This is a genomic window from Verrucomicrobium spinosum DSM 4136 = JCM 18804, assembly GCF_000172155.1.
GTDB lineage: Bacteria > Verrucomicrobiota > Verrucomicrobiia > Verrucomicrobiales > Verrucomicrobiaceae > Verrucomicrobium > Verrucomicrobium spinosum.
This window is the reverse complement of the sequence record NZ_ABIZ01000001.1, coordinates 3,800,504-3,825,595: the sequence shown is the minus strand read 5'-3', so window position 1 is coordinate 3,825,595 and position 25,092 is coordinate 3,800,504. Positions and strand designations below refer to the sequence as shown.

The 25,092-nt window shown below is 58.4% G+C and carries 24 protein-coding genes; 10 read left to right on the top strand and 14 right to left on the bottom strand.

Annotated features, from left to right (window positions below):
* Positions 1 to 195: 195 nt before the first annotated feature.
* The 4 genes from VSP_RS15420 to VSP_RS15405 form a co-directional block, all read right to left on the bottom strand.
* The gene (locus VSP_RS15420) at positions 196 to 1,266 is read right to left on the bottom strand and encodes a nucleoid-associated protein (protein WP_009961761.1); all 1,071 of its coding nucleotides are present in this window, start codon (positions 1,264 to 1,266) and stop codon (positions 196 to 198) included.
* A 94-nt stretch (positions 1,267 to 1,360) separates the two neighbouring features.
* The gene (locus VSP_RS15415; RefSeq protein WP_009961759.1) at positions 1,361 to 3,154 is read right to left on the bottom strand and encodes a PAS domain-containing sensor histidine kinase; all 1,794 of its coding nucleotides are present in this window, start codon (positions 3,152 to 3,154) and stop codon (positions 1,361 to 1,363) included.
* A gap of 53 nt (positions 3,155 to 3,207) precedes the next feature.
* Complete coding sequence (locus VSP_RS35630) at positions 3,208 to 5,073, bottom strand: SulP family inorganic anion transporter (RefSeq protein WP_157210921.1); 1,866 nt, start codon at positions 5,071 to 5,073, stop codon at positions 3,208 to 3,210.
* 64 nt (positions 5,074 to 5,137) lie between these two features.
* Complete coding sequence (locus VSP_RS15405) at positions 5,138 to 5,683, bottom strand: RNA pyrophosphohydrolase (protein WP_009961756.1); 546 nt, start codon at positions 5,681 to 5,683, stop codon at positions 5,138 to 5,140.
* A gap of 173 nt (positions 5,684 to 5,856) precedes the next feature.
* Between VSP_RS15405 and VSP_RS15400 the strand changes: the two genes are divergently transcribed.
* Positions 5,857 to 6,513, top strand: a complete 657-nt coding sequence (locus VSP_RS15400; protein ID WP_009961754.1) for an HAD family hydrolase — start codon at positions 5,857 to 5,859, stop codon at positions 6,511 to 6,513.
* Between the two features lie 142 nt (positions 6,514 to 6,655).
* On the opposite strand, the gene VSP_RS15395 is transcribed toward VSP_RS15400, so the two are convergent.
* From VSP_RS15395 to VSP_RS15385, 3 genes are all read right to left on the bottom strand, one after another.
* On the bottom strand, positions 6,656 to 7,303 hold the full coding sequence (locus VSP_RS15395; protein ID WP_009961752.1) for a 3-keto-disaccharide hydrolase: 648 nt from the start codon (positions 7,301 to 7,303) through the stop codon (positions 6,656 to 6,658).
* A gap of 73 nt (positions 7,304 to 7,376) precedes the next feature.
* Complete coding sequence (locus tag VSP_RS15390) at positions 7,377 to 8,123, bottom strand: class I SAM-dependent methyltransferase (RefSeq protein ID WP_157210920.1); 747 nt, start codon at positions 8,121 to 8,123, stop codon at positions 7,377 to 7,379.
* 106 nt (positions 8,124 to 8,229) lie between these two features.
* Positions 8,230 to 8,994, bottom strand: a complete 765-nt coding sequence (locus VSP_RS15385; protein WP_157210919.1) for a nitrilase-related carbon-nitrogen hydrolase — start codon at positions 8,992 to 8,994, stop codon at positions 8,230 to 8,232.
* Between the two features lie 152 nt (positions 8,995 to 9,146).
* On the opposite strand from VSP_RS15385, the gene VSP_RS15380 reads away from it, so the two are divergent.
* The 5 genes from VSP_RS15380 to ybeY all read left to right on the top strand — a co-directional run bounded on the left by VSP_RS15380 (position 9,147) and on the right by ybeY (position 13,691).
* Complete coding sequence (locus VSP_RS15380; protein WP_156345372.1) at positions 9,147 to 9,953, top strand: hypothetical protein; 807 nt, start codon at positions 9,147 to 9,149, stop codon at positions 9,951 to 9,953.
* A gap of 32 nt (positions 9,954 to 9,985) precedes the next feature.
* Positions 9,986 to 10,423 carry a hypothetical protein gene (locus VSP_RS15375; RefSeq protein WP_009961744.1) on the top strand — a complete coding sequence of 146 codons (438 nt, stop codon included), beginning with the start codon at positions 9,986 to 9,988 and terminating at the stop codon, positions 10,421 to 10,423.
* Positions 10,424 to 10,575: 152 nt separating this feature from the next.
* Positions 10,576 to 11,538 (top strand): PhoH family protein, encoded by a 963-nt coding sequence (locus VSP_RS15370; protein ID WP_009961742.1) that lies wholly within the window; start codon positions 10,576 to 10,578, stop codon positions 11,536 to 11,538.
* A 171-nt stretch (positions 11,539 to 11,709) separates the two neighbouring features.
* Complete coding sequence (locus tag VSP_RS35625) at positions 11,710 to 13,248, top strand: HD family phosphohydrolase (protein WP_053332343.1); 1,539 nt, start codon at positions 11,710 to 11,712, stop codon at positions 13,246 to 13,248.
* Positions 13,249 to 13,265: 17 nt separating this feature from the next.
* The gene (gene ybeY, locus VSP_RS35620) at positions 13,266 to 13,691 is read left to right on the top strand and encodes an rRNA maturation RNase YbeY (protein ID WP_009961738.1); all 426 of its coding nucleotides are present in this window, start codon (positions 13,266 to 13,268) and stop codon (positions 13,689 to 13,691) included.
* Positions 13,692 to 13,718: 27 nt separating this feature from the next.
* Here ybeY and VSP_RS15355 read toward each other — a convergent pair whose 3' ends face one another.
* Entirely contained in the window at positions 13,719 to 14,396 is a 678-nt protein-coding gene (locus tag VSP_RS15355) for a hypothetical protein (protein WP_009961736.1), read from the bottom strand.
* A 304-nt stretch (positions 14,397 to 14,700) separates the two neighbouring features.
* Between VSP_RS15355 and fbaA the strand changes: the two genes are divergently transcribed.
* Positions 14,701 to 15,732, top strand: a complete 1,032-nt coding sequence (gene fbaA, locus VSP_RS15350; RefSeq protein ID WP_029190477.1) for a class II fructose-bisphosphate aldolase — start codon at positions 14,701 to 14,703, stop codon at positions 15,730 to 15,732.
* Between the two features lie 85 nt (positions 15,733 to 15,817).
* On the opposite strand, the gene VSP_RS15345 is transcribed toward fbaA, so the two are convergent.
* Positions 15,818 to 16,735 (bottom strand): ROK family protein, encoded by a 918-nt coding sequence (locus VSP_RS15345; RefSeq protein WP_009961731.1) that lies wholly within the window; start codon positions 16,733 to 16,735, stop codon positions 15,818 to 15,820.
* A gap of 30 nt (positions 16,736 to 16,765) precedes the next feature.
* Entirely contained in the window at positions 16,766 to 17,581 is an 816-nt protein-coding gene (locus VSP_RS15340; protein WP_009961729.1) for an SDR family NAD(P)-dependent oxidoreductase, read from the bottom strand.
* Positions 17,582 to 17,682: 101 nt separating this feature from the next.
* On the opposite strand from VSP_RS15340, the gene VSP_RS15335 reads away from it, so the two are divergent.
* Positions 17,683 to 18,153: a hypothetical protein gene (locus VSP_RS15335; protein ID WP_009961728.1), complete on the top strand. Its 471-nt coding sequence runs from the start codon at positions 17,683 to 17,685 to the stop codon at positions 18,151 to 18,153.
* A 237-nt stretch (positions 18,154 to 18,390) separates the two neighbouring features.
* Here VSP_RS15335 and VSP_RS35615 read toward each other — a convergent pair whose 3' ends face one another.
* The 3 genes from VSP_RS35615 to VSP_RS15320 all read right to left on the bottom strand — a co-directional run bounded on the left by VSP_RS35615 (position 18,391) and on the right by VSP_RS15320 (position 22,392).
* On the bottom strand, positions 18,391 to 19,161 hold the full coding sequence (locus tag VSP_RS35615) for a GDSL-type esterase/lipase family protein (RefSeq protein WP_009961726.1): 771 nt from the start codon (positions 19,159 to 19,161) through the stop codon (positions 18,391 to 18,393).
* Between the two features lie 66 nt (positions 19,162 to 19,227).
* Positions 19,228 to 19,905, bottom strand: a complete 678-nt coding sequence (locus tag VSP_RS35610) for a tetratricopeptide repeat protein (protein ID WP_198141397.1) — start codon at positions 19,903 to 19,905, stop codon at positions 19,228 to 19,230.
* A gap of 102 nt (positions 19,906 to 20,007) precedes the next feature.
* On the bottom strand, positions 20,008 to 22,392 hold the full coding sequence (locus VSP_RS15320; RefSeq protein ID WP_009961722.1) for a mechanosensitive ion channel family protein: 2,385 nt from the start codon (positions 22,390 to 22,392) through the stop codon (positions 20,008 to 20,010).
* Between the two features lie 94 nt (positions 22,393 to 22,486).
* Here VSP_RS15320 and VSP_RS35605 point away from each other — a divergent pair, with 94 nt between their 5' ends.
* Complete coding sequence (locus VSP_RS35605) at positions 22,487 to 23,212, top strand: TetR/AcrR family transcriptional regulator (protein WP_157210918.1); 726 nt, start codon at positions 22,487 to 22,489, stop codon at positions 23,210 to 23,212.
* A 68-nt stretch (positions 23,213 to 23,280) separates the two neighbouring features.
* Positions 23,281 to 23,895 (top strand): outer membrane beta-barrel protein, encoded by a 615-nt coding sequence (locus VSP_RS15310; RefSeq protein ID WP_009961718.1) that lies wholly within the window; start codon positions 23,281 to 23,283, stop codon positions 23,893 to 23,895.
* A gap of 61 nt (positions 23,896 to 23,956) precedes the next feature.
* On the opposite strand, the gene VSP_RS15305 is transcribed toward VSP_RS15310, so the two are convergent.
* Entirely contained in the window at positions 23,957 to 24,979 is a 1,023-nt protein-coding gene (locus VSP_RS15305) for a sensor histidine kinase (RefSeq protein ID WP_157210917.1), read from the bottom strand.
* Between the last annotated feature and the right edge of the window lie 113 nt (positions 24,980 to 25,092).

Genomic DNA, 25,092 nt, shown 5'->3' with positions numbered 1-25,092 from the left:
GCTTCTGGCTCTTCATTGTGGCTGCTAAAGATGCGGTTGGGAGGAAACCGTACACCCAATTTGCCCCGTCATCAAATGAGGCTGCAGTCCGTCAACATGATATCGTGCCTCACCATCCGGCACCAAACGGAGCGGGATCGGCCTTGAGAAGCCGCCCCCCCTCAGATTGTCCGGGCATCCTTGAAGAACCAGGGACTACGATCCGGCTTCTTCCTTGTGGAAGTACACCTTGATGAACTTCATGCCCTTGTCCTCATCAAAGCCACGCTCAAGCAAAGGGTTATTCTCCTTGGCCCCGAAGGCAGGCTTGAGGTGCACCTCAATACCGGCATCCAGCTTGAGCACGCTGCCGATCTTCTTCTTCGCTTTAGACACCTGCTTCTTCGCAATCGCAAAGGACTTCTCCAGTGGCTGCCCCTGTTCCTCCTCCACCTTGGCGCGATGCTCGGCAAACTTCGCCACCACATCCGGCTTTTTCAGCACTTCTTCCTCGAACTCCTTGAGGTCAAACGTCTCGCGGGTCTCAAAGAAGCTGATCGCGTCATGGGCCGCCGTCGTTTTGGATTCCGCCGCCTCGGTCTCCGTGGGCACCTCCTGTTTGAGAAAGGCCACCGCCATGTCGGCATAGGACTTGGTCAGGAAGGCCGCATCCGTCACCGCCTGCAACCCAAGGAAGTCCCGCACCCAAAAGCGTGAGTCCGTGCCTGTCCGGTCAAAGGTGAGCACATAGTAGCCATCCTCTGAGGAAAAATCCACAATCAGGCAGCCTTTGTCGATTTTCTCGGGATTGATGCCATGCTCCGTGGACAGCTTCAGATCACCATCACGTGTGGAGATGCTCAGGAAGGGCACCACGCTCTCAGACTTGAGGATGCAAATGGCCTGCACCTTGCTGCTCTCCATCTCAATGTCCTTGATCAAGGAGATGCACAAGTCCCCCTCCTTGATGTTCGGGTGGTAGGATTTCGAGTACAAACGTTTGGCAATGTCGCACCCCTTCTCCAGCAACCCGTCACTGGAGGCAAAGATCGCCTTCGCGATCGTGTTCATCTCGTGCTGGTCGAGCGACGAATGATGCGTGAAACGATGCGGAATCAGGTTCTTGAAGGGCTTGAGGAAAATGCCGGTGAGCGTGGCCTGGTCGCCCTCTTCAATGTGAAAAACCTCCTTGGACGTCTGCAATGGCTCATCACGCTGGGGATTGCCTACCTTGGCAAGCACCAGACCGGTGGCGACGGCGGAGTTAAAACGAATCTTGATCGACATGGGGTCGCGAACCTAGGAAGGAACCTGGGTTTGAAAACAACTATAATTCCCTTAAAAACACCGCAGGGCATTGACAAGCCCTCTCCCTCACCTCTCAAAGGGCCACATCCCTTGCAACAGCCGCCCGCATCGCCTCAGCCACTTTCCCATCATCTGGATTGCACACGTTTTGGGACACAATGCACTCGGCAATGGTGCCGCCCTCAGGATGATTACGAGGCCGGATGCTCACAAATGCCCCGATGGCATTCGCGCGGTAGCGAATGATCTTCAGCCCCATGCCCGGTGCATTCTCCGGCTCCGTGAAAGGTACACCATCGTTGGTGACCGTCAGACTCACCGACTCCCAGTCAGTCTCCAGCGTCATGTCGATCCGGGTCGGGTGGCCATGCCGGGCCGCGTTGTTGATAAACTCCTGTGCGATTCGGTAGATGTGGTTCGCCGCATCCGTGTTGCTGACCAGCACAGTGTGTTCGCACTCAAAGAAACACGGCACCTCGTAGATCGTCTCTGCAAGATCTGCCAGCTTGCGCAGCGCCAGCATCAACCCCTCCCCATCCATTTCCACCGGAGAGAGGCCGCGGGCGATGTCTCGCAGCAAGGCGGAGGTCCCAGTGAGCTGAGTCTTCAACTCCTGGGCGAGCGGCAGGCTGGAGGAGTGCTCATTGCGAAGGGAGGCCACGAGCACCTCACACCGCATCTTGAGCGACGCCAGTCGCTGGCAGGCATCGTCATGGAGGTCATGCCCCAAGCGCCGGCGCTCCTGCTCACTGATGTTAAGAAACTGTTCCTCCAGCGCCTTGCGATCCGTGACATCGCGACTGATGCCCACAACTCGATGGATGCCGCCCCCGGGTGCCATTACAGGAAAGGCACTGGCCTCGATCCATCCACGCTCCCCGCTCTTCCGAATGATCGGGTACTCGAAATGGACCGCTTTGCCATCACTGTAGAGCGTCTCGAACAGCACCTTCAGCTTCTGTAGATGTTCCTGCGGAATGTACTGGTTCCATAGTGGATTCCCTTTCACGGTCCCGTCCCGTTCGCGCCCCCAGACGCGCTCGTAAGCCGGACTCACGTAGATCACCTGACGGTTACCATCCAGCACCCACACCACCTCATTAATGTTGTCCACGATCTGGCGAAAGAGCGCCTCCTGCTCCTGCAGGGCGGCAGAAAGCCGGGAAAACTCATCTGCACCCGGCAGCACGCTCACTGGAGTGAGACTGTCCTGACGATTCCGGATGAGATCCAGCACCCGGTCCATGCGCTTCCGCAGAAAATTACGCAACCACCACCAGAAGACCGCACACACCACCAGCAAGACCCCCGCTGACGCACCAGCCTCCCAGATGGTGTTCTCCCGCTGGCCCGCCAGTACATCTCGCATGTCGCGCTCCAGCACCGCCACACGCATCTGTTTGGCGTCCGGACTGTGAGCCGTTACGGGATAGGTCATGACCAGACCTGTGGAAGAGACTCTGTCTTTGTGGGGTGATCCTGTGTTCAGAGTCTTGATCACCACGGCTCCAGATGAAGGGCCCTCGGCCTCGGTCACCGTCTTGCCCACGATGTCCCCGTCCGTGCAGGCGACAAGCACCCCTCGGTCATCGCAAATCCCTGCCCACTTCACCCGGCTGTAGCTCGCCAGGATCTCGAGGTGCGAATTGAGCTGATCCTTATTCTCAAGTGAGGCCCGGCCCGCCACTCTGGCCAGTCGGGCCACCTGCTTCCCCCCCAACAGCGCCTGATCCCGGAGTTCCTTGTTGTCACCCAGATGCAGCAAGACCAGCGTATTCACCACGATGAATATCATGCAGCACACCAGCACACTCAGCGGCAGGCTGATGTGAAGAGGGAGCGGCAAGTACTCTCGGAATCGTTTCATTCTATGGGAAATTCATCCTCACCCGATCAGCGGCAGCCGCAACAAAATAGTGACTAGCCTGCGGGCGAACCCGCAGAACCGCCGCCATCCCCCTTGCGACTGTGTCTTGGATCGTAATATATGTGCACATCGGCCTCCCGGAAGCCAAGAATTTCCTGGGCTCGTTTCAGCGCATCCCGGGTTGAAAGATTGGGATTGGAGGCATTTCCCATAAAAAGATTCTCCCTCCCGAGCACCTCAATCAAGCCGCTGTTTTTCAGCACGCGCACCACATCCCGCATCGCTCCGCTGATGATGAGATGTCTGTTGGCCTGCTTCATGACCCGGATCAACTCCTCCAGTGCCATCACGCTGGTCGCGTCAAGGTGCCGGGCATTCTTCAGCCGCAAGATGATGATCTTGAGATTGGGATCAGAACAAGTTCTCTGAATTTGCGTACGGAAGAGCTCAGCTGCCCCAAAGAAGAGGTCACCCTCTACATGCACGATGGATATGGAGGGGTTCTGCCTCTCCTTGCCTTGTGCCTCGGCCAGATTCCCCTCCTTGTTGAACTCATACTCCACCAGCGAGGGCTGGCTGGCCTTCCTCAGGTAGAGCATGATGGACACGCCCACGCCGGTAAAGATGGCGACATGCAGCGGCACTAGCAGCGTGGACGCCAGGGTGACCACGAAAACCAACGCGTCCGACTTGGTGGCACGGAGGGAAATGCGGATCTGACGCCGGTGAATGAGTGATATCGCGATGCAGATTACCAGGGTGGCCAGTACTGCCCGTGGGATGTACGCCACCAGTGGACCTATGGTAAGGGCACCCACCAGACAGATTGAGCCGTTGATCATGCTCGAAAGCGGCGTCCTCGCCCCGCTCTCGAAGTTCAAGGCCGAGCGAGTCAGAGATCCGCTGGCAGGCATGCCGCTCAGATAGGCACACGCCAGGTTCGCCGTTCCGAGAGACAACATGTCCTGGTTGGCATCGACCCGGTAATTTCCGCGGGATGCGATGGTCTTCGACATCGCACTCTGCTCCAGCGTGGCCACGAAAGCGATAGCCACCGCCAGACCAAACAACTGGCTGAACTGTACGGCCACATCCTTTGAAAGGAAGTCCGGGAATGGCGGAAGCAAATCGTAAATGGTAAACTTCGCATCCGCATAGGTCACAACAGGGAAGCCGGATGACTTCATCCAGGCGGCCAGTCCGGACATGGCCACCAGCACGATCACAAAGGTGGGCAATTGGGGACGCCATCGCTTCAATAAAACGAACAGTGCGATGGTGGAACTCGTAAGAACGATTGATGTCCATTGCACCTCTCCCAACCGATCCAGGAGAGCCCCCAAGGTGCCAAACAGCGTTCGCGATGCCCCCCCTTTCGGGATCGTGACCCCCAGCAGAGCCGGAAGCTGATTCACCATGATCAACAACGCGGCACCCGTCACATAAGCCACAATCACAGTTCGGCTGATGTACTGCGCCAGATCGGCCACGCGGAAATAGCCCCCCAGCAGCAAAAGCGCCCCCACCAGGAAAACCAGCATCGGCATCAACGCGAGCTGATTGATGCTCGGGTGCGATGCAAAGTAGGAAAATGTGATGAAGGCAGTGGCGTTCGTCGGCCCCAGAATGGTGTGCCGGGAGCTGGCCAGCAGCGGCCCCACCAGTGCGGCCACAGCAGAACACGTGGCCCCATACCAGAGGGGCAGGCCCGCTATCACCGCATAGGCCATTCCCTGCGGCAGATCCAACAGCGCCACCGTCACTCCCGCCTTCAGGTCAGCCTTGGCTTTGACGGTATTGTAACCGCGCAGGGTGTGACGCAGGGGAAATGGATCCAGCGGGTGATCCAAGGCGAACGACTTCACCTGCTCCCAAACACCCGCCAGAGTGCCCCAGGTCCGAAGTATGCTCTTGTTCAAGTCCAACGCCTGCTCCTGAATCTGGGTCCGAAGGTCCGGCCCTTAAAGGTTGCGATCGAGGGGGCTACTTCTCCATTCCAAAAAAGTCTCGAAACACACGCAGATAGACGTCGCGCTTGAAGCGCGGCACCCACTCCATGTCAAACTTCTCCGGCTTGATCCACCGCCAGCGGTCAAACTCGCGGTGTTCTGTATCGAGATTGATGTCCCGGTCCTTACCAAGGAAACGACACAGGTAATAAACCTGCTCCTGCCCTCCGTAGATTCCGTACTTGAGACGCCCCTTGGGAAAATCGTAGCGGTAGCCCCCTTTACGGTCAAGGAGCTGTATATTCTCCGGTCGGATCCCCACTTCCTCCTCCACTTCACGAAAGAGAGCCTCTTCCAGGCCTTCGCCGGGGTCCACCCCTCCTTGAGGGAACTGCCAGGCGCTCCGGAGACCGGAGCGTTGAGCCACAAGCATGGAATTGTCCATGTTGAGAATGATGGCCGCCACGTTAGGGCGGTAAATCACCGGCGGCACGACCTTCGCCTCAGCCGCAGGCACACTACTGCCCGTCTCGGCCTTCGCCTGACTTGCAGAATGGACATCTGGAAAAGGCGCAGCCATTTGTACGATGTTTAATTGATGCTTGTAACAGGAGACTTTTGCAACGGTTTTATCAAGAGATGTGAAGCTTTTGAGCGAGAGTCGTGCCAACCTTCTCATCCCCATCACTCCCCCACCAGCCTTTTCGGTTGGCATTTTGCCCGGTCTGCGCTTGGTGACGGAATCCGACTCTCATGAAAGCTTTCATCTTCGACCTGGACGGCACCCTCATTGATTCTCTGGCAGACTTGGCAGAAGCCATCAACCGCATGCTAGAGGCCCGTGGCTACCCACGGCAACCTCTCGGGGTCTTCCCTAAATACGTCGGAGACGGCGTCCGGGCGCTCGTAGAACGCGCCCTACCCCCAGAAATGCTCGCTACCGAGGACATAGAGGCCCGTGTCAACGAGTACCAGAAGCACTACCACGACACCTGGAAGAGTGAAACCCGCCCCTACGTGGGCATTGAAGAAGCCCTCCAGGGACTGCACGAACGAGGCATGAAGCTCGCAGTTCTCTCCAACAAGCCCCACGATTTCACACTTCTCTGCTGCAAACACTTCTTCCCGGACACACCCTTCGAGATCGTGCTGGGGGCCCGTTCCGGCGTGCCCAAGAAACCAGACCCCGCAGGCGCATTTGAGATCTGCAAGACCCTCGGTGTAGAACCTTCCGAATGCGCCTACGTCGGCGACTCAGGGATCGACATGCAACTCGCGGTGAATGCCGGCATGCTCGCCGTCGGTGTCAAATGGGGCTTCCGCGGCGAGACCGAACTTCGCGAAAATGGTGCCGCAGAGATTGTGACCACGCCCGATGATATTGTGTGCCTGGTCAGCGGGGTATGCTGAAGACGAAGACAGAAGACTACAAGACTCCAGACAAAAGACCTGAGTCAGATCAGACTTCTCCAAGCTGCTACAAAAAGACGAAAGACCTCTTCTCAGGTCTTTCGTCTTTTGTCTTAAAGTCTTCTGTCTGCGCCGCAGGCGCTCAGAGCTCCGTGACCTTGATGTTCTTCCACCAGACCTCATCACCGTGGTCGGTCAGCATGAGGCGACCTTTTCCGGGGGCAAAGCCTTCCACAGCTTTGAATTTGCTCTTGGCGATGCCCGCCTTCCATTCTTCAGACTTGGTGTCCACTACGCCTGCCAGTTTGCCGTTCAGCCAGTGCTGAATCTTGCCGTCCTTCACCACCACCTTGCTGTGGTTCCACTCACCCGCGGGCTTTACAGCCTTGTCTGCGGCAGGCGCTTTGATGTCATAGAAGGAAGCCGTGCTGTGGGTGCCAGCCCCCTTGGTTGCGTCCGCATGCTTGGCATCATCGATCATCTGATATTCCACACCCAACCAGCCTCCTTTGGGGAACTCGTTGACCCAATACTTGATGCCGCTGTTGCCACCTGCGGCCAGCTTCCATTCCCATTCCACTTCGAAATTGGCATACTCTTTCTTGGAGATGATGTTGCCTGCTTTCTCCACACGATGAATCGAGCCATCGTCTTCAGTTTTCCAGCCCGCTGGCACAGGGTTGCCCTTGCCGTCGGTAAAGTCGGCCACCGTGAGCGTCACGGGGTCAGCGGCTTGCAAGAGAGTCGCACCAAGAAGGACGGTCAGTTGTAACAGAGGAAAACGGCGCATGAAGGTCAGTGGTTGAAGAATGTCGATGCTGTGGGGGAAGGATCACCTAATCAGCCTCTCCAACCGGAAACTTTCACGATTTGTTCGGATTGCCCGAGCTTTCCCCCTTCCCGTACCAGAGCATATGCTGCCAGGGCAGACCGTCGAAGGACTTCACCAGCTTGTAGCCATTGGCAGTCATCTCCTTGTCGATCTGGGCCTTTGTCATCTTGTGCTCCGGCTTGATGGGCACCGTGTCGTCTTCCGCCCGGAACTCGACCAGCACCACCACGCCGTCCGGCTTTAATGCTTTGTGCATGGCCGACAGCATCTGCTCCGGGTGCGAGAACTCGTGGTAAACATCCACGAGCAGCATGAGGTCAAAAGTGGCATCTGGCAGCCCCGGATCGTAGAGTTTGCCCAACACCGGCACAAAGTTCGTCACTCCGGCCTTTACCGCGCCCTCCTCAAGCATGCGCAGGTATGGTTCCTGAATCTCCACGCCATAGACTTTACCGCCAGGAGCCACTGCCCTACCCATGGGGAAGGTGTGATAGCCGTTCCCACAGCCCAAGTCGCACACCACCATGCCGGGCTTCAGCTCCAGCTTTTCCCGCATCAGGCTCGCCGCCTCCTCCCTCTCCCGTTTGTGGCGGATGAGCCAGCCCGATCCGCTCCAATGCATGGTCTGGGCCACCGTGCGCCCAAGATATTCCGTCACGGCGGGAGGCGCGAACGCCTCGGCGGGATCCACGTTCTGAGCCCGAGCATCATCGCGTCCGAGGATCAGGGTTAGCGACAGCAAGGCCGTGCTGGCAAGAGTGAGAGGGTAAAGACGCATGAGGCGGAGCATTCACCTCATCAAACGCAGATCCACGCCCATTTCCCAGCAGAAAACGACGCAACATCCCTGCCCAGCTCCGCAGTATTTGGAAACAAGCACTCTCCTACCATCGAGAATCTCGCAGAGCCGGAAAGACTTCCCGCCACTCCTGCAGATCAGCAAGGTCCAACCGGGCCGAAACCGATCCGGCGGATTCTCCCGCATCAGTAATGATGTGCCCGTGAGGGCTTACCACTACGCTTCGGCCATTGTAGTGCAGGTGAGGATCACTCCCCGCCCGATTGACTCCCACCATATAGGCCTGGTTCTCAATCGCGCGGGCCTGGAGAAGCGTCAGCCAATGATGGTACCTTTTCACCGGCCAACTGGCGATCACCACCAGCAGATTCGCCCCCACCATGGCTGCATCACGGAACAACTCCGGGAACCGGAGGTCGTAGCAGACAAAGGGCGCTACCATAAATCCTTGCAAGGGGAAGGCGATCACCGCCTCACCCGGTGTGTGGCAGTCAGCCTCGCCGCCGAGACAAAAGAGCTGTTGTTTTGCGTAGCGGGCCAAAAGCTCCCCATCCGGGCCGAAGGTCACGGATTCGTTCTGCGCTTTGCCCTCCACAAGGGGAGAAACGACCCCACCCATCACGGCACAATGGTGTTTCATGGCCACTCCGGAAAGAAAGGCCTCATCCTCCCGGGCCTCAGTCTGGGCCGTCACCGCCACGTTCATGCTGAAACCCGTGGAAAACATCTCCGGCAGCACCAAAAGGCTCCCAGGGACCGGAGGGCAGCGTTCCAGCATCGCGATGACTCCCGCCTGGCTCGCCAGCTTGTCCTCCCATATGGGGCTCGTCTGCAAGATCTGTACATTCATGTCGCCTCCCATCTTATTTACGCGCAAGGTCCGGTTCTTGTGAGATTCAAGCAGTATGGAATCAACGTCCGCAAAACGGTTGCACCTCAACTATTCTGCGCTTCGTTATGACAGCCTCTTGCATGTCGCTGTCTGAGATTGCCCGAATGACCATGAAAGTGAAGACTTTTTATCTTTTTGCCTCCTTGATGCTGGCGGGTTCCGCCTTCTCCCAGGGGACCGCTCAGAAGTTCGACCCGGCCCAGTTCCCTGGCTACGTCATGGACGAAGTGGTGGTGCCTGTGCCCAGCGAGATCTTTGCCGTTCTAGACAAATTGGGGGATCCCAACTGGAAAGACGAACTTCGTAAGCTCTCCACCCCCGACTCCTCTGACCGGATGGAGCTTTCGTTGGTGTTTGGCACCGTCGTCGCCGAGGGGTTTGTGGCTGTGCAGGCCCAGGACAAGCAGGCGGTGGAGGAAATCGGTCGGGAAGTCATTAATATCGCTCAGAGTCTCGGCTTGACCAAGGCCGTTCGCCCTCATGCGCAAAGCATTCTTGATGCAGTGCAGAAGGATGACTGGAAGGCTGTCCGCAAGGAATTCGACCAGACTCAGGCCACCGTTCGCGCTGAAATGGAGCGCATGCGTGATAATGATCTGGCCCAGTGCGTCAGCCTTGGCGGCTGGTTGCGTGGCACCTCTTCTGCCACCTCTGTCGTGTCCAAAGCTTATACCAATGACCGGGCTGAGCTTCTCAACCAGCCCATGCTGGTGGATCACTTCGCCAAGTCGGTGAATGGCATGTCAGACTCAGCCAAGAACAACCGTCTTGTGACTGCGATCTCCAAGGGTCTAGTGACCATCCGCAAGTCCATGGACTCGCCCGATGGCAGTTTTACGCCTGAGAAGATCAACACCATTCACACGACCTGCGAAGAACTGCTGACTTTGATCCTTCAAGTCAAAAAGTCCCGGTAATCATCCGGTCCTCCAGTTTCCCGCTACCTCAAATGAACAAGCTCAAGCTTCAGTGCGCAGTACTCTGCGCCCTCTTCTTTGTGGCCCTGACCAGTGCCTACGCCTTTGTGGACGAGGCACATGATTATGCCATGGAGGCCGCCACGCCGTACGTGGAGCAGGGCTACACCGTTCGTGAGGATTACTGGAATGGCGAGGTGGAGTCCGGTCAGAAACTGGCCGTCCGCCATCAACTCTTCAAGGGCAATGAATATGCTTTCTGGCTTGGTACCGCCAACGAAGACTGCGAGCTTGAACTCGCCGTCTTCGATTCCAAGGGCCAGCCAGTCCACATGGAACGCAAGACTGGGAAGTTTACATGCTCTGTGCGTGTGAACCCGCCAGCCACTGGCACCTACACGGTCGTATTCAGCGTAAAGAGCAAGAAAGAACGCGGAGTCACCTGGGCACTCGCCTACGGCTACCGTTGAGGATCCCCCCATGTCCATCTTGATGCACTCGACAGGAGACTGACGTTCAGTCCCTGCTGTTTTCCTCGTGGCCTTGGTAGAATTCTGGCATTGTGTCCAGAGCATCAAATCGTGGCCACCTCCTCCAATCCGCTTCTTTCAATTCTGACAAAATGTCATCTGTCACTCTTACTTACGAAACCCCGCAGTTTCTCCACTCAGTCATAGGAAACGACATCAGCAGCCTTCGAAAACTGGCTGAGGCCTTCGACATCCAGGTCACCTCCCGCGATGGCTGGATCAAGCTCGACGGCCCGGAAGACCGCATCACCGCCGCTCAGGAAGTCCTGGCAGAACTCGAGAAAGTTCGCCGTGGCGGGGCCGAGGTCAGCCTTGGCATGCTCCAGATGGTCATCAGCAACACCCGCCAACCCTGGACGGAAGCCCCAGCGGAAAAGATCTTGCAGCTCAAGCTGCTGGGATCCTCCAGAAAACCTCCGGTTCTGGCCAAGACCCGTGGTCAGATTGACTACCTCAAGGCCATGCGGGAAAACGAAGTGGTTTTCGGCATTGGACCCGCTGGAACGGGCAAAACCTACCTCGCCATGGCGCAGGCACTCCAGTCCCTGCGAGATAAAACTGTGCAGAGGCTGGTGCTAACCCGCCCTGCTGTGGAGGCCGGCGAGGCTCTGGGCTTCCTGCCGGGCGACCTGAATGAGAAAGTCTTCCCCTACCTTCGCCCCCTTTATGACGCTCTTTACGAGATGCTGGAGACGGATGAGGCAGAGAAGATGATCGAAAGAGGCATCGTAGAGATCGCCCCCCTCGCCTACATGCGTGGTCGCACCTTGAAAAACTCGTTTGTCATTCTGGATGAGGCTCAAAACACCACCACCGAGCAGATGCTCATGTTCCTGACCCGTCTGGGGGAAGGATCTCGTTGCGTCGTCACCGGGGATCCATCCCAGGTGGATCTGAAGCGCGGGGTTCGCTCAGGCCTGGCGGAAGCCATGCACATTCTTTCGGGAGTCGAGGGCCTGTCGTTTATCCGATTCGAACCTACAGATGTGGTACGTCTGCCGATCGTTCAAAGGATCATCGAAGCCTATCGCATCCATCGGGGAACTGGGGAATAGCAAGTAAAAGGTTGTGTTCGGAAGGGAATCCCTTAGAATCCCCCCGGCTAAGCCATCTCTATGTTCGATTTCATCAAGCGGGCGCAGCTTACGCGCAAAGGTTTGTCTTGTGGCAAGACTCGCCGTAAGCATTTGCAGGGAGAGTTCTGGGAGACTCTGCGTTGCAATCCGATGGTTGGACTCGGACTGTTTGTCTCCGCCTTCATCGGCATCACGGTGCTGATGAAGATTCTTGGGGCAAACCTCCCTGGTGCTACGGGTGCCAGCTTCATTTTCACCGCTGCGGTCTTCCTACCCGCAGCGGTGCACTGGTACCTCAGTCTGCCTGCCGATGTCCGCCCTAATGGCCACGTGCTGCTGGTCTTCTGCGCAGTCGTGCTTCATCTGGCCGCCGTGGGAGTGGTGCTGAGTTACGGCCATCATCGTGGTTGGCCCCCTTCGTACACGCTCCTGCTGGTGCCTCATGCCTTGGGCCCGGTCATCCTTTGCATGCTGGCGGGTCGGCGTATCTCCCTTTTTGGTGCCGTTTATGCGACGCTTCTCGGCTCCTGCCTCGTGCCGCCTGACACCATTCTCCCGTATATTGCGACCGGCCTCAGCGTCGGATTTGTCGGCGTTTATGTCACCCAGCGCATCCGCCGCCGGAGCCGCCTGCTCACCAGCGGTTTGTACATTGGTGCTGCGGCCTCGATTTTCATGGTTCTTTTCAGCCAGACCAGCGTGGCGTTGAACAGCGACCACCAGGCTCTGCTCTTCCTGTCCCCCCTTCTTTCTGGCATTCTTACCGCCATGCTGGCCGGCGCTCTTTTGCCTGCGCTTGAGTCTTTGTTCCAGATGACCACGACGATCTCCTGGCTGGAACTGGGAGACCTGAACCATCCGCTCATGAAGCGCCTCAGCATTGAGGCTCCGGGAACTTATCACCACTCTTTGGTGGTAGCCAACTTGGCTGAGGCAGCGGCAGAATCGATCGCGGCGAATGCCAGCATGTGCCGCGTCTGTGCTTATTTTCACGACATCGGCAAGCTCACCAAGCCGGAGTATTTCATCGAGAATATGGATCCCGATGACAATCCGCATGATGACCTGACCGCGCGCATGAGTGCGCTGGTCCTCATCGCCCATGTAAAGGACGGCGTGGACATTGCCATCAAACACGGCCTCAATTCCCGCATCATCGACGTCATTGAGCAGCATCACGGTAACTCACTCGTCTATTTCTTCTATCGCCGTGCTCTGGATCAGAAGAAGGAAATCCTGCGACTGGTGGAGGAGGACAAGGCTCGCGAAGACGATGTGCCGGAAGTGACGGAAGATGGTTTCCGCTATCCCGGCCCGCGCCCACAGTTCAAGGAGGCTGCCATCATTTCCCTGGCGGATGCGGTGGAGAGTGCCAGCCGAACCTTGGCCAAACCTTCACTTACCCGCGTAGAGCAGCTTGTGGAAGAGATCGTGCGCAACCGCATTCTCGACCATCAACTTGACGAGTGCGATCTCACTCTGGCAGAACTTGGCGACATCAAGGCCAGCTTCGTAAAGACTCTCATGAGCATGCTTCACAGCCGTATTCACTATCCCAAGGCGCCTCGTGAGGAAACGCCCTCTGAAGTGGCACGCAAACACGCGAAAGAGGCCAGGGAGTCCAAAGATTCTGAAGGATCCAGCGGCAGCACGAAACCCCAGCCCACCAAGGTCAATCACGCGGCCTGACCGGGCACCTTCTGCCGATGCGCATTCGCATTGACCGCCGCTACCGACGCCCTCCCGCCGCGACAGCCCGCTGGAAAACCACAGCTCTCCAGGCGGTTCCGAAGTGCCTGGCTGCGGCCCGCGAATCCGAGTCACCCCTTTCGCAGCTTAACGAGGTGGATTTCGTCCTCGTTTCAGACCGGACCATTGCCAAGGTCCACGGTGATTTCCTTGATGATCCGACCCCCACGGACGTGATCACCTTTCATCACGGCGAGATTCTCATCAGCCTGGACACCGCGCAAAAGCAAGCCGCTGATCACAACGAGAGCTACGACCGCGAGGTGGCCCGTTATATGGTACACGGCCTGTTGCATCTGGCTGGCTGGAGCGACTATGAGCCTGCGGAGAGGACCGAGATGCACCGCATCCAGGAGGAAATCCTGGATGCATGCTGGCCGTGACCCTCTGCTCTCCAACACGCAAGCAGATCACTTCCCGCCAGGGCCCGGGCGTGAGTCAGAGCCCGCTTCCGGTCTTTTATCTGGCCGATGCTCTTCAAAAGGCGGTGGCCCCGGAGGACCGGGAGGTGCCCCCGGTCCCGGCCCTGGGCGCCAACCGCCCTCTTGGACCGGCATTTCTTTACGGGCCACTTCCTGTAGGATGGATACCAGCTTGCCCCAAGCTTCCAAGCGTCCGGCAGGTGCGGCCTTCTCGAGCGCCTCAATCCCAGCTTTCACAGCAGGGTCGGCCTGTACTTTCTCTGCAATCTCTTTGGTAGGGAACCGCCGATTCTCCCCCCGGGAGAGGGCATGCAGCTCCATTCCGAGCCTGTTGATCGCCTTTTTGACAAATTCAGGATCATTCGGATCCGGCATGGGCATCATACCAAAGGGGCCGCCCTTGGGTTTGTGCTTCTCAAGCAATTCCACCGCGACGGGATCAGCCTCCTTGAGCGCCTTCTGTAAGGTTTCTCGGTACTCATCGTTCGCTTTTTGGTACCGCTCCCTGGCTGCGGTGACAGCAGGATTCTGCCAGGCCTTCTCAAAGGCGTCTCGCACCCGCTGGCGTTCTTCCTCCGTCATGGTGCGGAAGACATCCATGCGATCCCGATCGCCGCCACGACCAAATCCAGAGCGCCCATCCCTGTCACGGTCCCTGCCGTCCATTCCGGATTTGGGAGGCCGGGGTCCAGGTCCGGGCCCGCTCCCTTCTGCTCCCCCCTCAGGCGGACGAGGCCCCTGTGCAGGCAAGTTAGCGGGACCTCCCAACATGAAGGCCATCCCAATGGCTGCTACTGCTGCCGCTCTTCTCATGGAGAAGACCATTAGCATGCTGGTGTAAAACGCAACGCTGGACAAGGGCAACTTCATCTTCACAAGGGGACGAAACACATCTCAATCGGAAAAGTTGCGCTCTGGTCAAGGGTCTTGCGGGTTGCGGCGGCCCGAATTCTGCTCTAAGGGTTAGCCTATGCCTATTGCTACACCTGCACAATATCGCGCCATGCTGGCTGCCGCCCAGGAAGGCGGTTATGCCTATCCCGCCATCAACGTGACCTCCATCACGACCATCAATGGCGCGCTCAAGGCATTTGCAGACGCCAAGTCCGACGGCATCATCCAGGTCAGCACCGGTGGTGGCGAGTTTGCCTCCGGCACATCCGTCAAAGACATGGCCCTGGGGGCTATCGTGCTCGCAGAAGCCGCCCATCGACTGGCCGAGCGCTACAATGTGCTCGTGGCCCTCCACACGGACCACTGCCAGCCCAAGAAGGTGGATACATTCCTCAAACCCCTCATCGCCGCCACCGCCGCCCGTCGTGCCGCAGGCAATGGCAACCTCTTCAACTCCCACATGCTGGACGCCTCCGAGCTGCCGCTTGAAGAGAACCTGCAACTTTCCAAGACCCTCCTTGCGGAGTGCGTGGCCAACGAAATCATCCTCGAAGTCGAAGCCGGCGTCGTTGGTGGTGAGGAAGATGGCGTGGACCACGGTGATCAGCCCAATGAGAAACTTTACACCACTCCGGAAGACATGGTGCAGGTGTACGAAGCCCTTAACGGCATTGGCCAGTTCATGTTTGCCGCCACATTTGGCAACGTTCATGGTGCCTACAAGCCTGGTGCCGTGAAGCTCAAACCCACCATCCTCCGTGATGGCCAGGCCGCTGTAACGGCCAAGTACGGTGCCCAAGCAGAGATGGACCTCGTCTTCCACGGTGGTTCAGGCACTCCGCTGGAAGAAATCCGTGAGACGCTCGACTACGGCGTCATCAAGATGAACATTGACACGGATACCCAGTACGCCTTTACCCGCCCCATCGCGGAACACATGTTCAAAAACTACGACGGCGTCCTGAAGATCGACGGTGAAATGGGTGACAAGAAGCTCTACGATCCCCGTGGTTACCTGAAGAAGGCTGAGATCAGCCTCGCCAAGCGCCTCCAGCAGGCCTGCGACGACCTTCGCAGCACCGGCCGTACCATCTACGGGACGGTCTAATCCGCCATCAGGCTTGTCGCGCCTGTGCTTTCAAGCCCTGCTTCCCAATTCCGGGAGCAGGGCTCTTTCGTTATCTGGCAGCGCGTCATGGGTCGGAACGCGCAACGCCCCCCAGCCTGGCAGTCTTCGCCGCACCGTAAGCTCCCGCCCACTCTCCCAGCTTTGCCTGGACGATCCTGACACGCTCCCCGGTCGGACACCACTCCGAGGCGTTTAGATGCGGCCGGACACCCGCCATCACCAGCTCCCAAGCCCCCGCAGCGATCCCGCCACCCAATATGATATCCCGCGGGTCAAAGGCATTGATGAGTGAGACCATCCCAGCTGCCAGCGCGTGCATGGACTTTTCCCAAACTGCCCTGGCCATGCCATCTCCCCTTTGCACCGCTTCCAGCAGCTCGCGGGTGTTCTGGTAGCCGCCTTGCGTGCGCAGGGCGACCGTGGCATTCCCCACAGCGTCCTCCAGGCTGCCCGGCGTCCCCACAATGTCGCCCGGCCCGATAAAGTTGACGGTGATGTGTCCCAGATGACCAGCCCTCCCTAGATGGCCGCGAAGCAGTCGCCCATCTGAAATAACCGCTCCCCCTACGCCCGTACCCAGGGTCAGCATCACCACATCGCGTGATCCCTCTGCGGCCCCTTTCCAGACCTCTCCCAACAAGGCAGCATGCGCATCGTTGAGCACTTGCACTTCCCGGCCCAGAAAAGCAGCCCAGGTAAAGCCTTCCAGCCCCGCCATGCGTCCTCGCATCCACTGGATGGTCTGCCCGTTACGGGCCGCCAGTCCAGGCGCCGAGATTCCCACCGGTATCGCAGAGCGGCCTCTGGCACCTTCGAAGCCTGCGATCAGAGTCTTCACGGCCTCAGCCCAGGCGGGCACTCCGTCCACCATGATCCCATCATTCGTGGGCAAGGTGGCGCGCTCCAGAAACTGACCCGTTTCACTGTCAAAAAGTCCGGCCTTGATGTTGGTGCCGCCAATGTCGATTCCAATGAGATCCATGCTGGGAAGCTGCTGCGATAACGGCCGGGATCAGTTGGACGCCCCGCCGCGCTGACCCTCCGTGACGCTCCATCCGCCGTCAACCGCAAGTACCTGACCCGTCACATACCGCGCCTGACGGGAGAGCAAAAAGACTGCAGCACCATCCAAGTCTCCCGGCACTCCCACCCGCCCCCCATCAAGAGGTTGCTTGCTGGAAACGAACTGAACAATTTCTTCATCTCCCACTGCCCGGCGGGACATTGGTGTCTCCACCAGAGCGGGAGCGATCACATTGATCCGGATGTTGTGAGGCGCATAGTACGCGGCAGTGGCTTTGCTGAAACCGGCGATCCCGGCCTTGGCTGCCGCATAGGCATGACTGGCAAAATACTTTGGCGACGGCGACCACCCGAGCACACTTGCCATGTTCAGGATTGCGCCCCCACCCCCTTGTTTTAGGAACTGCCTCACGGCTGCCCGATTGGAGTTGAACAAAGATTTAAGGTTAAGGTCGAGTGTGTAGTCCCAGCCCTCGTCCGTGAGTTCATGGAGAGGCCCATCACCTCTGGAACGACCGCTGCCTCCAGCAACATGGTAGAGCCCGTCCAGCCGGCCAAACTGCTTTACTGCCAGTTCCACCGCACGCTCAGATGTCTCAGGAAGCACGGCGTCACCCGCCAGGCCACACGCTCCACTCCCCAGCACAAGCAGTGCCGATTCCAAACTGTCGCCAGACCGCCCCACGACAACCAGACGCGCCCCGGCAACCGACAGCGCCTTGGCCGCTGAGAGCCCCAGGCCAGTCGTTCCACCCACCACCACCACCACCAGATCCTTGACATCGCTTGCTCCATTCATCAGCATGCAGCGTAGCGGTCTGCCCGGGGCATGGCAAGACGCTGGTTCCACCAGCGACCTCCGGTGCATGGTTCATCGCGCTTCATCTGCTTCACTTTCCTATCACCATGCCTGCTCGCCTCACACTCCTGATCCTCGCTCTCAGTGCGTCCCTACTTTCAAGCTGCTCCCTAGGCTACCAGAGTGATTGGAACAAAGCTGCTGCCCGTGATACCCAAAACCCGCCCAAGGATCTGACTGGGGCCTGGGAAGGGCTCTGGTACAGCCGGCACAACGGGCATCATGGGAAGCTCAAGGCAATCGTCACCCCCGTAGAGGAGCAAGGAAAGAACACTGCCTACGATTTTCGCTACCACGCCACGTGGGCCAGAGTGCTGAGTGGCGGCTACACGGCACGCCATCTGGTGGACCGCCGGGGCCGGGTGACGGGCCAGCAGGATCTTGGAGCCCTCGTCGGCGGAGTCTATCACTATGAAGGGAAGGCCACCCCAGCCGAGTTCAAGGCAACTTACCGCTGCAACATCGACAATGGGGTGTTTGAACTCCAGCGGCCCGCTTCACCCAAGCGTGAAAAATGATGAAGGCGGCCCACCTGGACCGCCTTCATCATACACAACACAACACCATTCGACACCTGACAAATCAGTTGGCTCGCCCTTTCAGCCATCCTTTATTCCGGGGAATTTAGGATAGTTTTTCAGGACGCCTCATTATTATGAAACTGCATCGTCCGTGCCAAGACATTAATCAATCGAACTGAACTTTTTACTCCAGTAAACAGTTGTTGGCAGCCGCAAATAATAAGACGCGCTTCATCAGGCCTTGCCTCCGGCCTTCGTCCACTCCTCTTTGATGACAGGCTCGATGATCTCGTTCCATTTCGCGTAACCGGCTTCGTTGAGATGAAGCTTATCTTTGCGAAATAACTCGTTCTTGGGCAACCCCTTCTCGTCCATCAGGTAGTTCATCGACTCCAGCCACCGAACCCAGTTTTTGCCCTCGCACCATGCCTGCAAAAGGCTGTTGAGCTGCTTCACGGCGGGAATTTGTTTGAGACGCAACTCCGAGATCTTCACCGAATTGATGACGATCCGGCAGTCAGGCAGCTTCTCGTGCACCAGGTTCAGGAAGGCTGTATAGTCGGCCAGAACCTCCTCGGGGTTCAGCTTCGCATTCAAGTCATTGCTGCCTGTGTAAACTACCAATACCTTGGGTTCGTACCGCAGCACCACACGCTCCGCGTGCACCACCAGGTCATTCGCAACCGATCCACCAAAGCCACGGTTCAGTACCGGCAGATTGGGAAACGCTTCCTCGGTCTTCCAGAGACGGATGCTAGAACTGCCCGTGAAGACGATCCCTCCCTTGACCGGCTTCGCCTTGAATTCGGCGTCAAACTTGGCCAGATCCTTTTCAAACCTGGCGGGGTCAGGGCGCTTGCCCGGAGTAGCCAGAGCCGTCTCCACCGTGGAGAGAGGAGCAGCAGCCTGAGCAGCAAGTCGGCTGCTGGCGAAAGAGATGGTTGCGGCCAGACAGGCCACGGCACCATGCAGAAGGCGGGGTCGGAGATACCGGGATGCGTTCATGGGCCTGATGCTAGGACCACGCCCCAATAGAGGCAAGCGTGATTGCGACCGGGCACTTCGCGCCCCTTATCGCCCCACAAGACTGAGCCGCATGCTCGCCGCCGCTTTCCTTGCGGCTTCCAACTCCGTTGCACTGAGCACGGAGTCCAGCGTTTCCAAGCTTTCGCGAGCCTCTTTCACCCCCTGCGCAGCGGAAGCAGTGAGCCACTTGTAGGCCTCTATGTAACTCTGCGGCACCCCCTCGCCCCGACCATACAATATTCCCAGATAATATTGAGCCATCGGCTCATTCCGCTCCGCCGATTCGCGGAACCATCTGGCCGCCTCCTTGAGGTCTCGGGGGAGCCCATGTCCGTTGGCATAGCAGCTTGCGAGGTTCATTTGAGCCACGGGATGCCCCTGCTCGGAGGCCTGGCGAAACCACTTCGCCCCCTCAGCATAATCTTCAGGGGTACCCTCACCCTTCATGTAGATGAGCCCCAAAGCTGCCTGTGCCTCCGCATAGCCCTTGGCGGCAGCCTCTTTGTACCAATGAAAGGCTTTGCCCATATCATGATCATCGGACCGCTCGCGACCGTCGTACCGAATCGCCAGAGCCAGCTGCGCTGCCCCCTCCCCAGCCAGAGCCTTCGCTTCAAGGTCTTTCAGCTCAACCACCGGGTCCGCCGTAACCCATCTCAGCCCCAGGCCGAACCAGCAAGCTACGACAACGGCCCATCCGGCGACCGGACGAAGACATGTCACCCATCTACTAGCATGCATAAGAACCTCAATTCAGGAGTTCGGGAGTCATCCAATGGGACATCGCCAGAACGACCAGCGTTGAGGGTAAATTTTTAGCTATTGTTAAAGCAGCGCTATCCCCTGCTCCGTGAGGGCTTTATGGACTGCAACATTCAAGTCACTACAGAGGGGGCGGGCGTCTTCGAACCGGTTTGTCCACACTCGCAGCTCAAACTTAATGCCCCCGGCCACGAACTCGGTGAGGCAGGTTTGCGGTGCAGGAGCAGTCGCCACCAGCGGATGGCCCACTGCTACCCCGTTGATAACCTCCATCACGCGTTGGGGGTCGGCATCCTTCCCAACCGTTACCGCCACTTCCAGGCGCCTTTTGCGGTCAGTTAGCGTCCAGTTCGTAAAGCGGTCTGCGATGAGTTTGCCGTTGGGGACCACGACTTCAGAACCATCCCCCACCTTGACGATGCTGGCCCGGATTCCGATATGCGTCACCACTCCGGTGACGGCCTCCAGTTGGATGATGTCCCCTACCTGCACAGGACGCTCAAAGAGCAGGATCAGGCCAGAGACGAAATTGTTCACGATGTTCTGCATCCCAAAACCCAGCCCCACGCCGAACGCACCGGCCAGGATGGTGAACTTTGTCATGTCATACCCCAGTGCCGCCACCGCCAGCACAAATCCCACCAGCAGGATCACATAGTGCAGCATCGTGGAGATCGCGTAGGGAACACCTCGTGCCAGACGGACCCGGGGATAGATGTCCTCCTCCAGCACGAAACGCAGCATCCGGGACAGCAGAAACGCCCCCGTCACCATCAATCCAAAAGTGACGACACCGCCAATTGAAAGAGTGGCAGATCCCAGAATCCAGTTGCTCGTCAGGGCGGTCTCGATGGCTTCGAACACCGGTCGCTTCAGGGACAGCACTTCCAGGGTGGAGGTGACCCACCAGAACCCGGCGAGCCAGCGCAACAGCCGGCTGCTGCGGCGACGCAACATGGGCCGGTGTCGCTGCACGGCACGCAGTTTCGCCACCGGCCGGAAGTGGAGGAAACAACCTACCAGCGCGTCCACCACATTGACCGCTGCGTTGAGGACGAGCGCCAGGTAGGTGCTTTTGAACAGACCGGCTGTCAGGAATCTCGCCAACCCGACGTAGCCCAGGGCATTCATCACAAACGCCACGCCAAACACCGCCATGGCCATCCTCACTGCCAGCAGGGTAATGGACCAGAGCCGTGATGAGGCATCATCGGGCTTTGCAGCGCGACGCAAAAACCAAAGACAAAACAAGGCGCCCGCCAGCGTTTCCCCCAGGAAAAGAAAACGAGTCATCACCGGCCAGGGCGCAGCGAGGTTCAAGATCACACCGAAGAGATAAAAACCAGTCAGGCCATAGAGGAGCTTCCGCAACGATCCCGCCACCAGATGGTGCAGCACATAAAGGGTCGGCGCCAGCGCCACGCCTCCCACCACCGCCCAGAGGATTCGGGGAGGCTGGGGATAGATCCAGCCGCTGACCAGGACGGAAAGAACCAGCGCGGTGCTCTTCGGCACGCCAAAGACCACCGCTGCCCCACGCAGGGATTCATCCCCCACCGCCCATTGCCCCACATGGCGTCGCATCCAGGTGATGAGCAGAAAAAAAGCGGTGACAATCAGTGCGTGCAATACCAAGGCACCCCGTTGGCGCAGCAGGTACTCCCCCAGAGCTGACCACTGTACCGGTAGGGCCTCGCCAGCCTCCAGTCTCATCACATCCGCCGAACGCTGGAGCGCGTCCGACCTCCAGATCATCGGTGCATCAGGCTGTAGAAGCATCCGCATTGCCCGACTCTGCGCCTGGGTGATGGCGACCTGCATCTCCCTGGCGCGGGCATCTTCAGTGCTCACTTTCGTTTGCAACGCCACAATCCCGCCACTGGCTTTTTGACCCGCAACGCGCGTCTTTTGGATCTGATCCATCACCGCACTGATCCGCTTTAGAACTTCCGGCATGGCCCCTGCCTTCTTTGCTTCATCCAAAGTCTTCTGCCAGGTCTCCGCCAGTTTACTCAGACGCTGGTCACGCCTCTCCAGGTGATCCGCCCGGGCAGCCAGTTCACTTTGCCACGTGCCAAGCAAGCGTCGCATCTCTGTCCACACAGCTTCCTGTGACTGTAGCGCATCCAGGCCTGGAGAGGCACCCAGGATGGCCGCCGTCTCTGCGTTTCGTGCAGTTATCTCGGCAGCCAGTTTACCAAGCCGGGCGGTCACTCCGCTTTCCACCTTCACGCCCTCTGCATCAGCCCGGAGCACTTCCATCTCCAGATCCGTGTTTTGGGCCTGCTCCGCCACTTGGGCCAGAGAGAAGAAATCTGGGAGCACCGGCTCCACCGGTTCCGCGGGCTTCACCATCGTGCCTATGTCCGGCAGTTTAGGCGGCGGCTGCTGAGCCCACCCTGTCATCCCAAACAGTACCGTCCAGAAGGCGATTGCCAGCAGCTTCATCCATCCACCCTTAGAGACCTATCGGCACCGGGCAAACAGGTTTTTCATCAGTTGGCAGTTGACGAAAGTGCTTTTCAAACGTTTGTTTGAAACCGTGTCCACCCTGCTCACCCTCTCTGCCACGAGCGCCCCGACCGCTGTAGCGAAGGTCCCGTCCGCAATAACCCGCCTCACCCTCCTGGACACCGCTGAACAACTTTTCGCCGAGCGAGGCATTGACGGCACCTCGGTACGGGACATTACCAAAGCCGCTGCCGCGAACGTCTCTGCGGTGAACTACCACTTTGGTGGCAAAGATGGCCTGGTAGAGGCCGTGTTCTTCCGCCGGCTGGCCCCCCTTAATGATCGGCGGTTGACCCGGCTTGAGGCAGCTGTCAAATATGCTGGCGAGTCCCCCGTCCCCTTGGAAGACATCCTGGATGCCTTCATCCGCCCGTCGGTGGACGAGCTTCGCACCGGCGGTTGCACAAGCCACTTTCTCCGCCTGATGGGGCGCTGCCTTCAAGAGCCCAACCCCAAGCTGGAAACATTCCTCGTGGGAGTGTTCGCGGAGGTAGTTTCCTCCTTCAATCCGCATTTCCTTCGCGCCTTGCCTGGGTTGCCTGCGGGAGAGCTGTTCTGGCGCACCAGCTTCATGTTTGGCACTCTGCACCATGCCTTATATACCTGGAGCAGCTTTGAGACATGCCAGTTCGCCAGCATGACAGGCATGCCGCACACCGCCCGGCTCACGGGTGAGCAGCTGGTTCGCTCCCTCATCCACTACGCCGCTGCGGGCATGCGTGCCCCCTTCAGCTCTGAAGTTCCCCTTCCTTCCTGACCCTCACACGGCAGGAAGAACGAAAAAACAACAACCCCCACTCCAACCTGAAGCCCCGCAACCTCATTATGAAGAGCAACCTCCTCCTCCTCCTCGCCACGATTGGCGGCCTTGGCAGCACCGCCATGGCAGGCACCCCGGCACCCACGGAGATCACACCTCCCCCAGCCCCTGTCTCACTTTACAACGCTCATGAACTCCAGTTTGACCTCTTTGGTCAATATGGTGTCACCAGTTCCGGCAACGAGCGGCTCATCGGTGATGACGCTTTCGGCGGCGGTCTGGGAGTGAATTATTTCATCACACGCTGGTTCGGCATTGGTGGTGAAGGCTCCCTCTTTGACACGGATGGAGACACCGTGGGCACCGCCACCTTCAATGTCTTTCTCCGCGCTCCGCTCGGAGAGTCAGGCTTTGCAGTTTATGGCTTTACCGGCATCGGCATCACCTTCAATGCGGACGACATTGACAGCGACGACTTCGATGACTTCCAAGACCGCGTTGAGGACGACGATGATCCTAAAGATTCCGACGACGTCCTCCTTCAGGGCCACGTCGGAGTCGGCATCGAGTATCGCTTCAGCCCGAACTTTGGTATCTTCACCGATGCCCGCTACACGTTTGTTGAACGCGATGACAGTGACTTCACGCTGATTCGCGCAGGCGTTCGCTTCGCCTTCTAAACGCCCCTCGGCAAATGTCTTGCACAGCCTCCGCAGCCCCGCCTGCGGAGGCTTCTGTATTTCAGACCGGGAGAGTAAAGGAAAAAACACTTCCTCCGGTTTCAGGAAAGTCGCACGCCACCTCTCCGCCCTGCATCTCCACCAGCCGTTGCACAATCGGCAGGCCCAGGCCATGAGGGCTGTTGGGCTGCTGGAGCAGGTGGAAGGGATAGAAGAGCTGACTCCGCTTGGCGGGAGGCACTCCTTTTCCGGTGTCACGTACACCGAATCGCACTGCCCGGGTGCCCGCGAGTTCCCAGAAAAGCTGCACTTCCGTTTCAGCCACGGAGTGTTCGATGGCATTGCTCATCAGATTGAGCCACACCACTTCCAGCCAGGCCGCTACGCCCGACACCTCCGGCCAGCTCGCGGGACGACGTATGGTGATCTTTTTCCGCATGAGTTGACGCTGCAGACGCTGTTCCGCTGCCCACACCACTTCCGTCATCGCCACCAGAGCGCCAGAGGGGGGGTCAGCCACCGCCCGGGCCATAAAGCTGATGCGGTCCATCAACCGGATCATGGACTGGGCCGAATCAAAGAGAGGGTCCGTCAAGGCAGCCAGTTCGGCATTAGACTCGCCCAGCAGTTCCTTGATCAACTCGGCTGTGGTGGTGATGCCTCCCAATGGAGACCGCAGATCATGATTTACCCTTCGCGCCACCGCCTTGAGATCTCCGCGAAGGCGGGCACACTCCCGCTCTGCCTGATAAATCTTCCAGGCATCGCCAAGCGCCCGGGCCAACCCCGCTCCTGAAGATATCAGCTCAGAGTTATCCAATACGATCACTGCCCAACGTGGAAGCTGCTGGGAGTCGAGAGCGCTTCCCGCAGCACGGACCGTTCCTGTATCTGGATCCACAAGCACAACCATTTGGGCATGGTGCACCGCAGGCTCCTCCAGCAGGTTGCCCCCCCCCCCCACTTCGCGCACGGCCGCTTCACCAAACACAGCGCGACCGGCCACCGCCACCTGGGTTGTTACCTCTGCGCCATTTGCGGCACTCACCACCAACAGTTCCATGGTCTTGGGAGGGACGGTCATCAGCATTTGGTTGGGCTGGCAAGAGGGTGTTTTTGATTCAACGGAGGCTTGGAGCCAGTTTTAAGAATCGAAGCCTGACCTTCAAGCGGTTGGGTGGTTGGAAAAAGTTTGTC

Excerpts from the sequence above, each read along its gene's own strand:
- VSP_RS15310 (WP_009961718.1), top strand. The coding sequence starts at position 23,281 with ATGAAGAGCAACCTCCTCCTCCTCCTCGCCACGATTGGCGGCCTTGGC.
- VSP_RS15395 (WP_009961752.1), bottom strand. The coding sequence starts at position 7,303 with ATGCGCCGTTTTCCTCTGTTACAACTGACCGTCCTTCTTGGTGCGACT.
- VSP_RS15400 (WP_009961754.1), top strand. The coding sequence starts at position 5,857 with ATGAAAGCTTTCATCTTCGACCTGGACGGCACCCTCATTGATTCTCTG.
- VSP_RS35625 (WP_053332343.1), top strand. The coding sequence starts at position 11,710 with ATGGTTGGACTCGGACTGTTTGTCTCCGCCTTCATCGGCATCACGGTG.
- VSP_RS15385 (WP_157210919.1), bottom strand. The coding sequence starts at position 8,994 with ATGAATGTACAGATCTTGCAGACGAGCCCCATATGGGAGGACAAGCTG.
- ybeY (WP_009961738.1), top strand. The coding sequence starts at position 13,266 with ATGCGCATTCGCATTGACCGCCGCTACCGACGCCCTCCCGCCGCGACA.
- VSP_RS15340 (WP_009961729.1), bottom strand. The coding sequence starts at position 17,581 with ATGCTGATGAATGGAGCAAGCGATGTCAAGGATCTGGTGGTGGTGGTG.
- VSP_RS15415 (WP_009961759.1), bottom strand. The coding sequence starts at position 3,154 with ATGAAACGATTCCGAGAGTACTTGCCGCTCCCTCTTCACATCAGCCTG.
- VSP_RS15405 (WP_009961756.1), bottom strand. The coding sequence starts at position 5,683 with ATGGCTGCGCCTTTTCCAGATGTCCATTCTGCAAGTCAGGCGAAGGCC.
- VSP_RS15370 (WP_009961742.1), top strand. The coding sequence starts at position 10,576 with ATGTCATCTGTCACTCTTACTTACGAAACCCCGCAGTTTCTCCACTCA.
- fbaA (WP_029190477.1), top strand. The coding sequence starts at position 14,701 with ATGCCTATTGCTACACCTGCACAATATCGCGCCATGCTGGCTGCCGCC.
- VSP_RS15375 (WP_009961744.1), top strand. The coding sequence starts at position 9,986 with ATGAACAAGCTCAAGCTTCAGTGCGCAGTACTCTGCGCCCTCTTCTTT.
- VSP_RS15390 (WP_157210920.1), bottom strand. The coding sequence starts at position 8,123 with ATGCGTCTTTACCCTCTCACTCTTGCCAGCACGGCCTTGCTGTCGCTA.
- VSP_RS35615 (WP_009961726.1), bottom strand. The coding sequence starts at position 19,161 with ATGAACGCATCCCGGTATCTCCGACCCCGCCTTCTGCATGGTGCCGTG.
- VSP_RS15305 (WP_157210917.1), bottom strand. The coding sequence starts at position 24,979 with ATGACCGTCCCTCCCAAGACCATGGAACTGTTGGTGGTGAGTGCCGCA.
- VSP_RS15420 (WP_009961761.1), bottom strand. The coding sequence starts at position 1,266 with ATGTCGATCAAGATTCGTTTTAACTCCGCCGTCGCCACCGGTCTGGTG.
- VSP_RS15380 (WP_156345372.1), top strand. The coding sequence starts at position 9,147 with ATGAAAGTGAAGACTTTTTATCTTTTTGCCTCCTTGATGCTGGCGGGT.
- VSP_RS15345 (WP_009961731.1), bottom strand. The coding sequence starts at position 16,735 with ATGGATCTCATTGGAATCGACATTGGCGGCACCAACATCAAGGCCGGA.
- VSP_RS15335 (WP_009961728.1), top strand. The coding sequence starts at position 17,683 with ATGCCTGCTCGCCTCACACTCCTGATCCTCGCTCTCAGTGCGTCCCTA.
- VSP_RS15355 (WP_009961736.1), bottom strand. The coding sequence starts at position 14,396 with ATGGACGGCAGGGACCGTGACAGGGATGGGCGCTCTGGATTTGGTCGT.
- VSP_RS15320 (WP_009961722.1), bottom strand. The coding sequence starts at position 22,392 with ATGAAGCTGCTGGCAATCGCCTTCTGGACGGTACTGTTTGGGATGACA.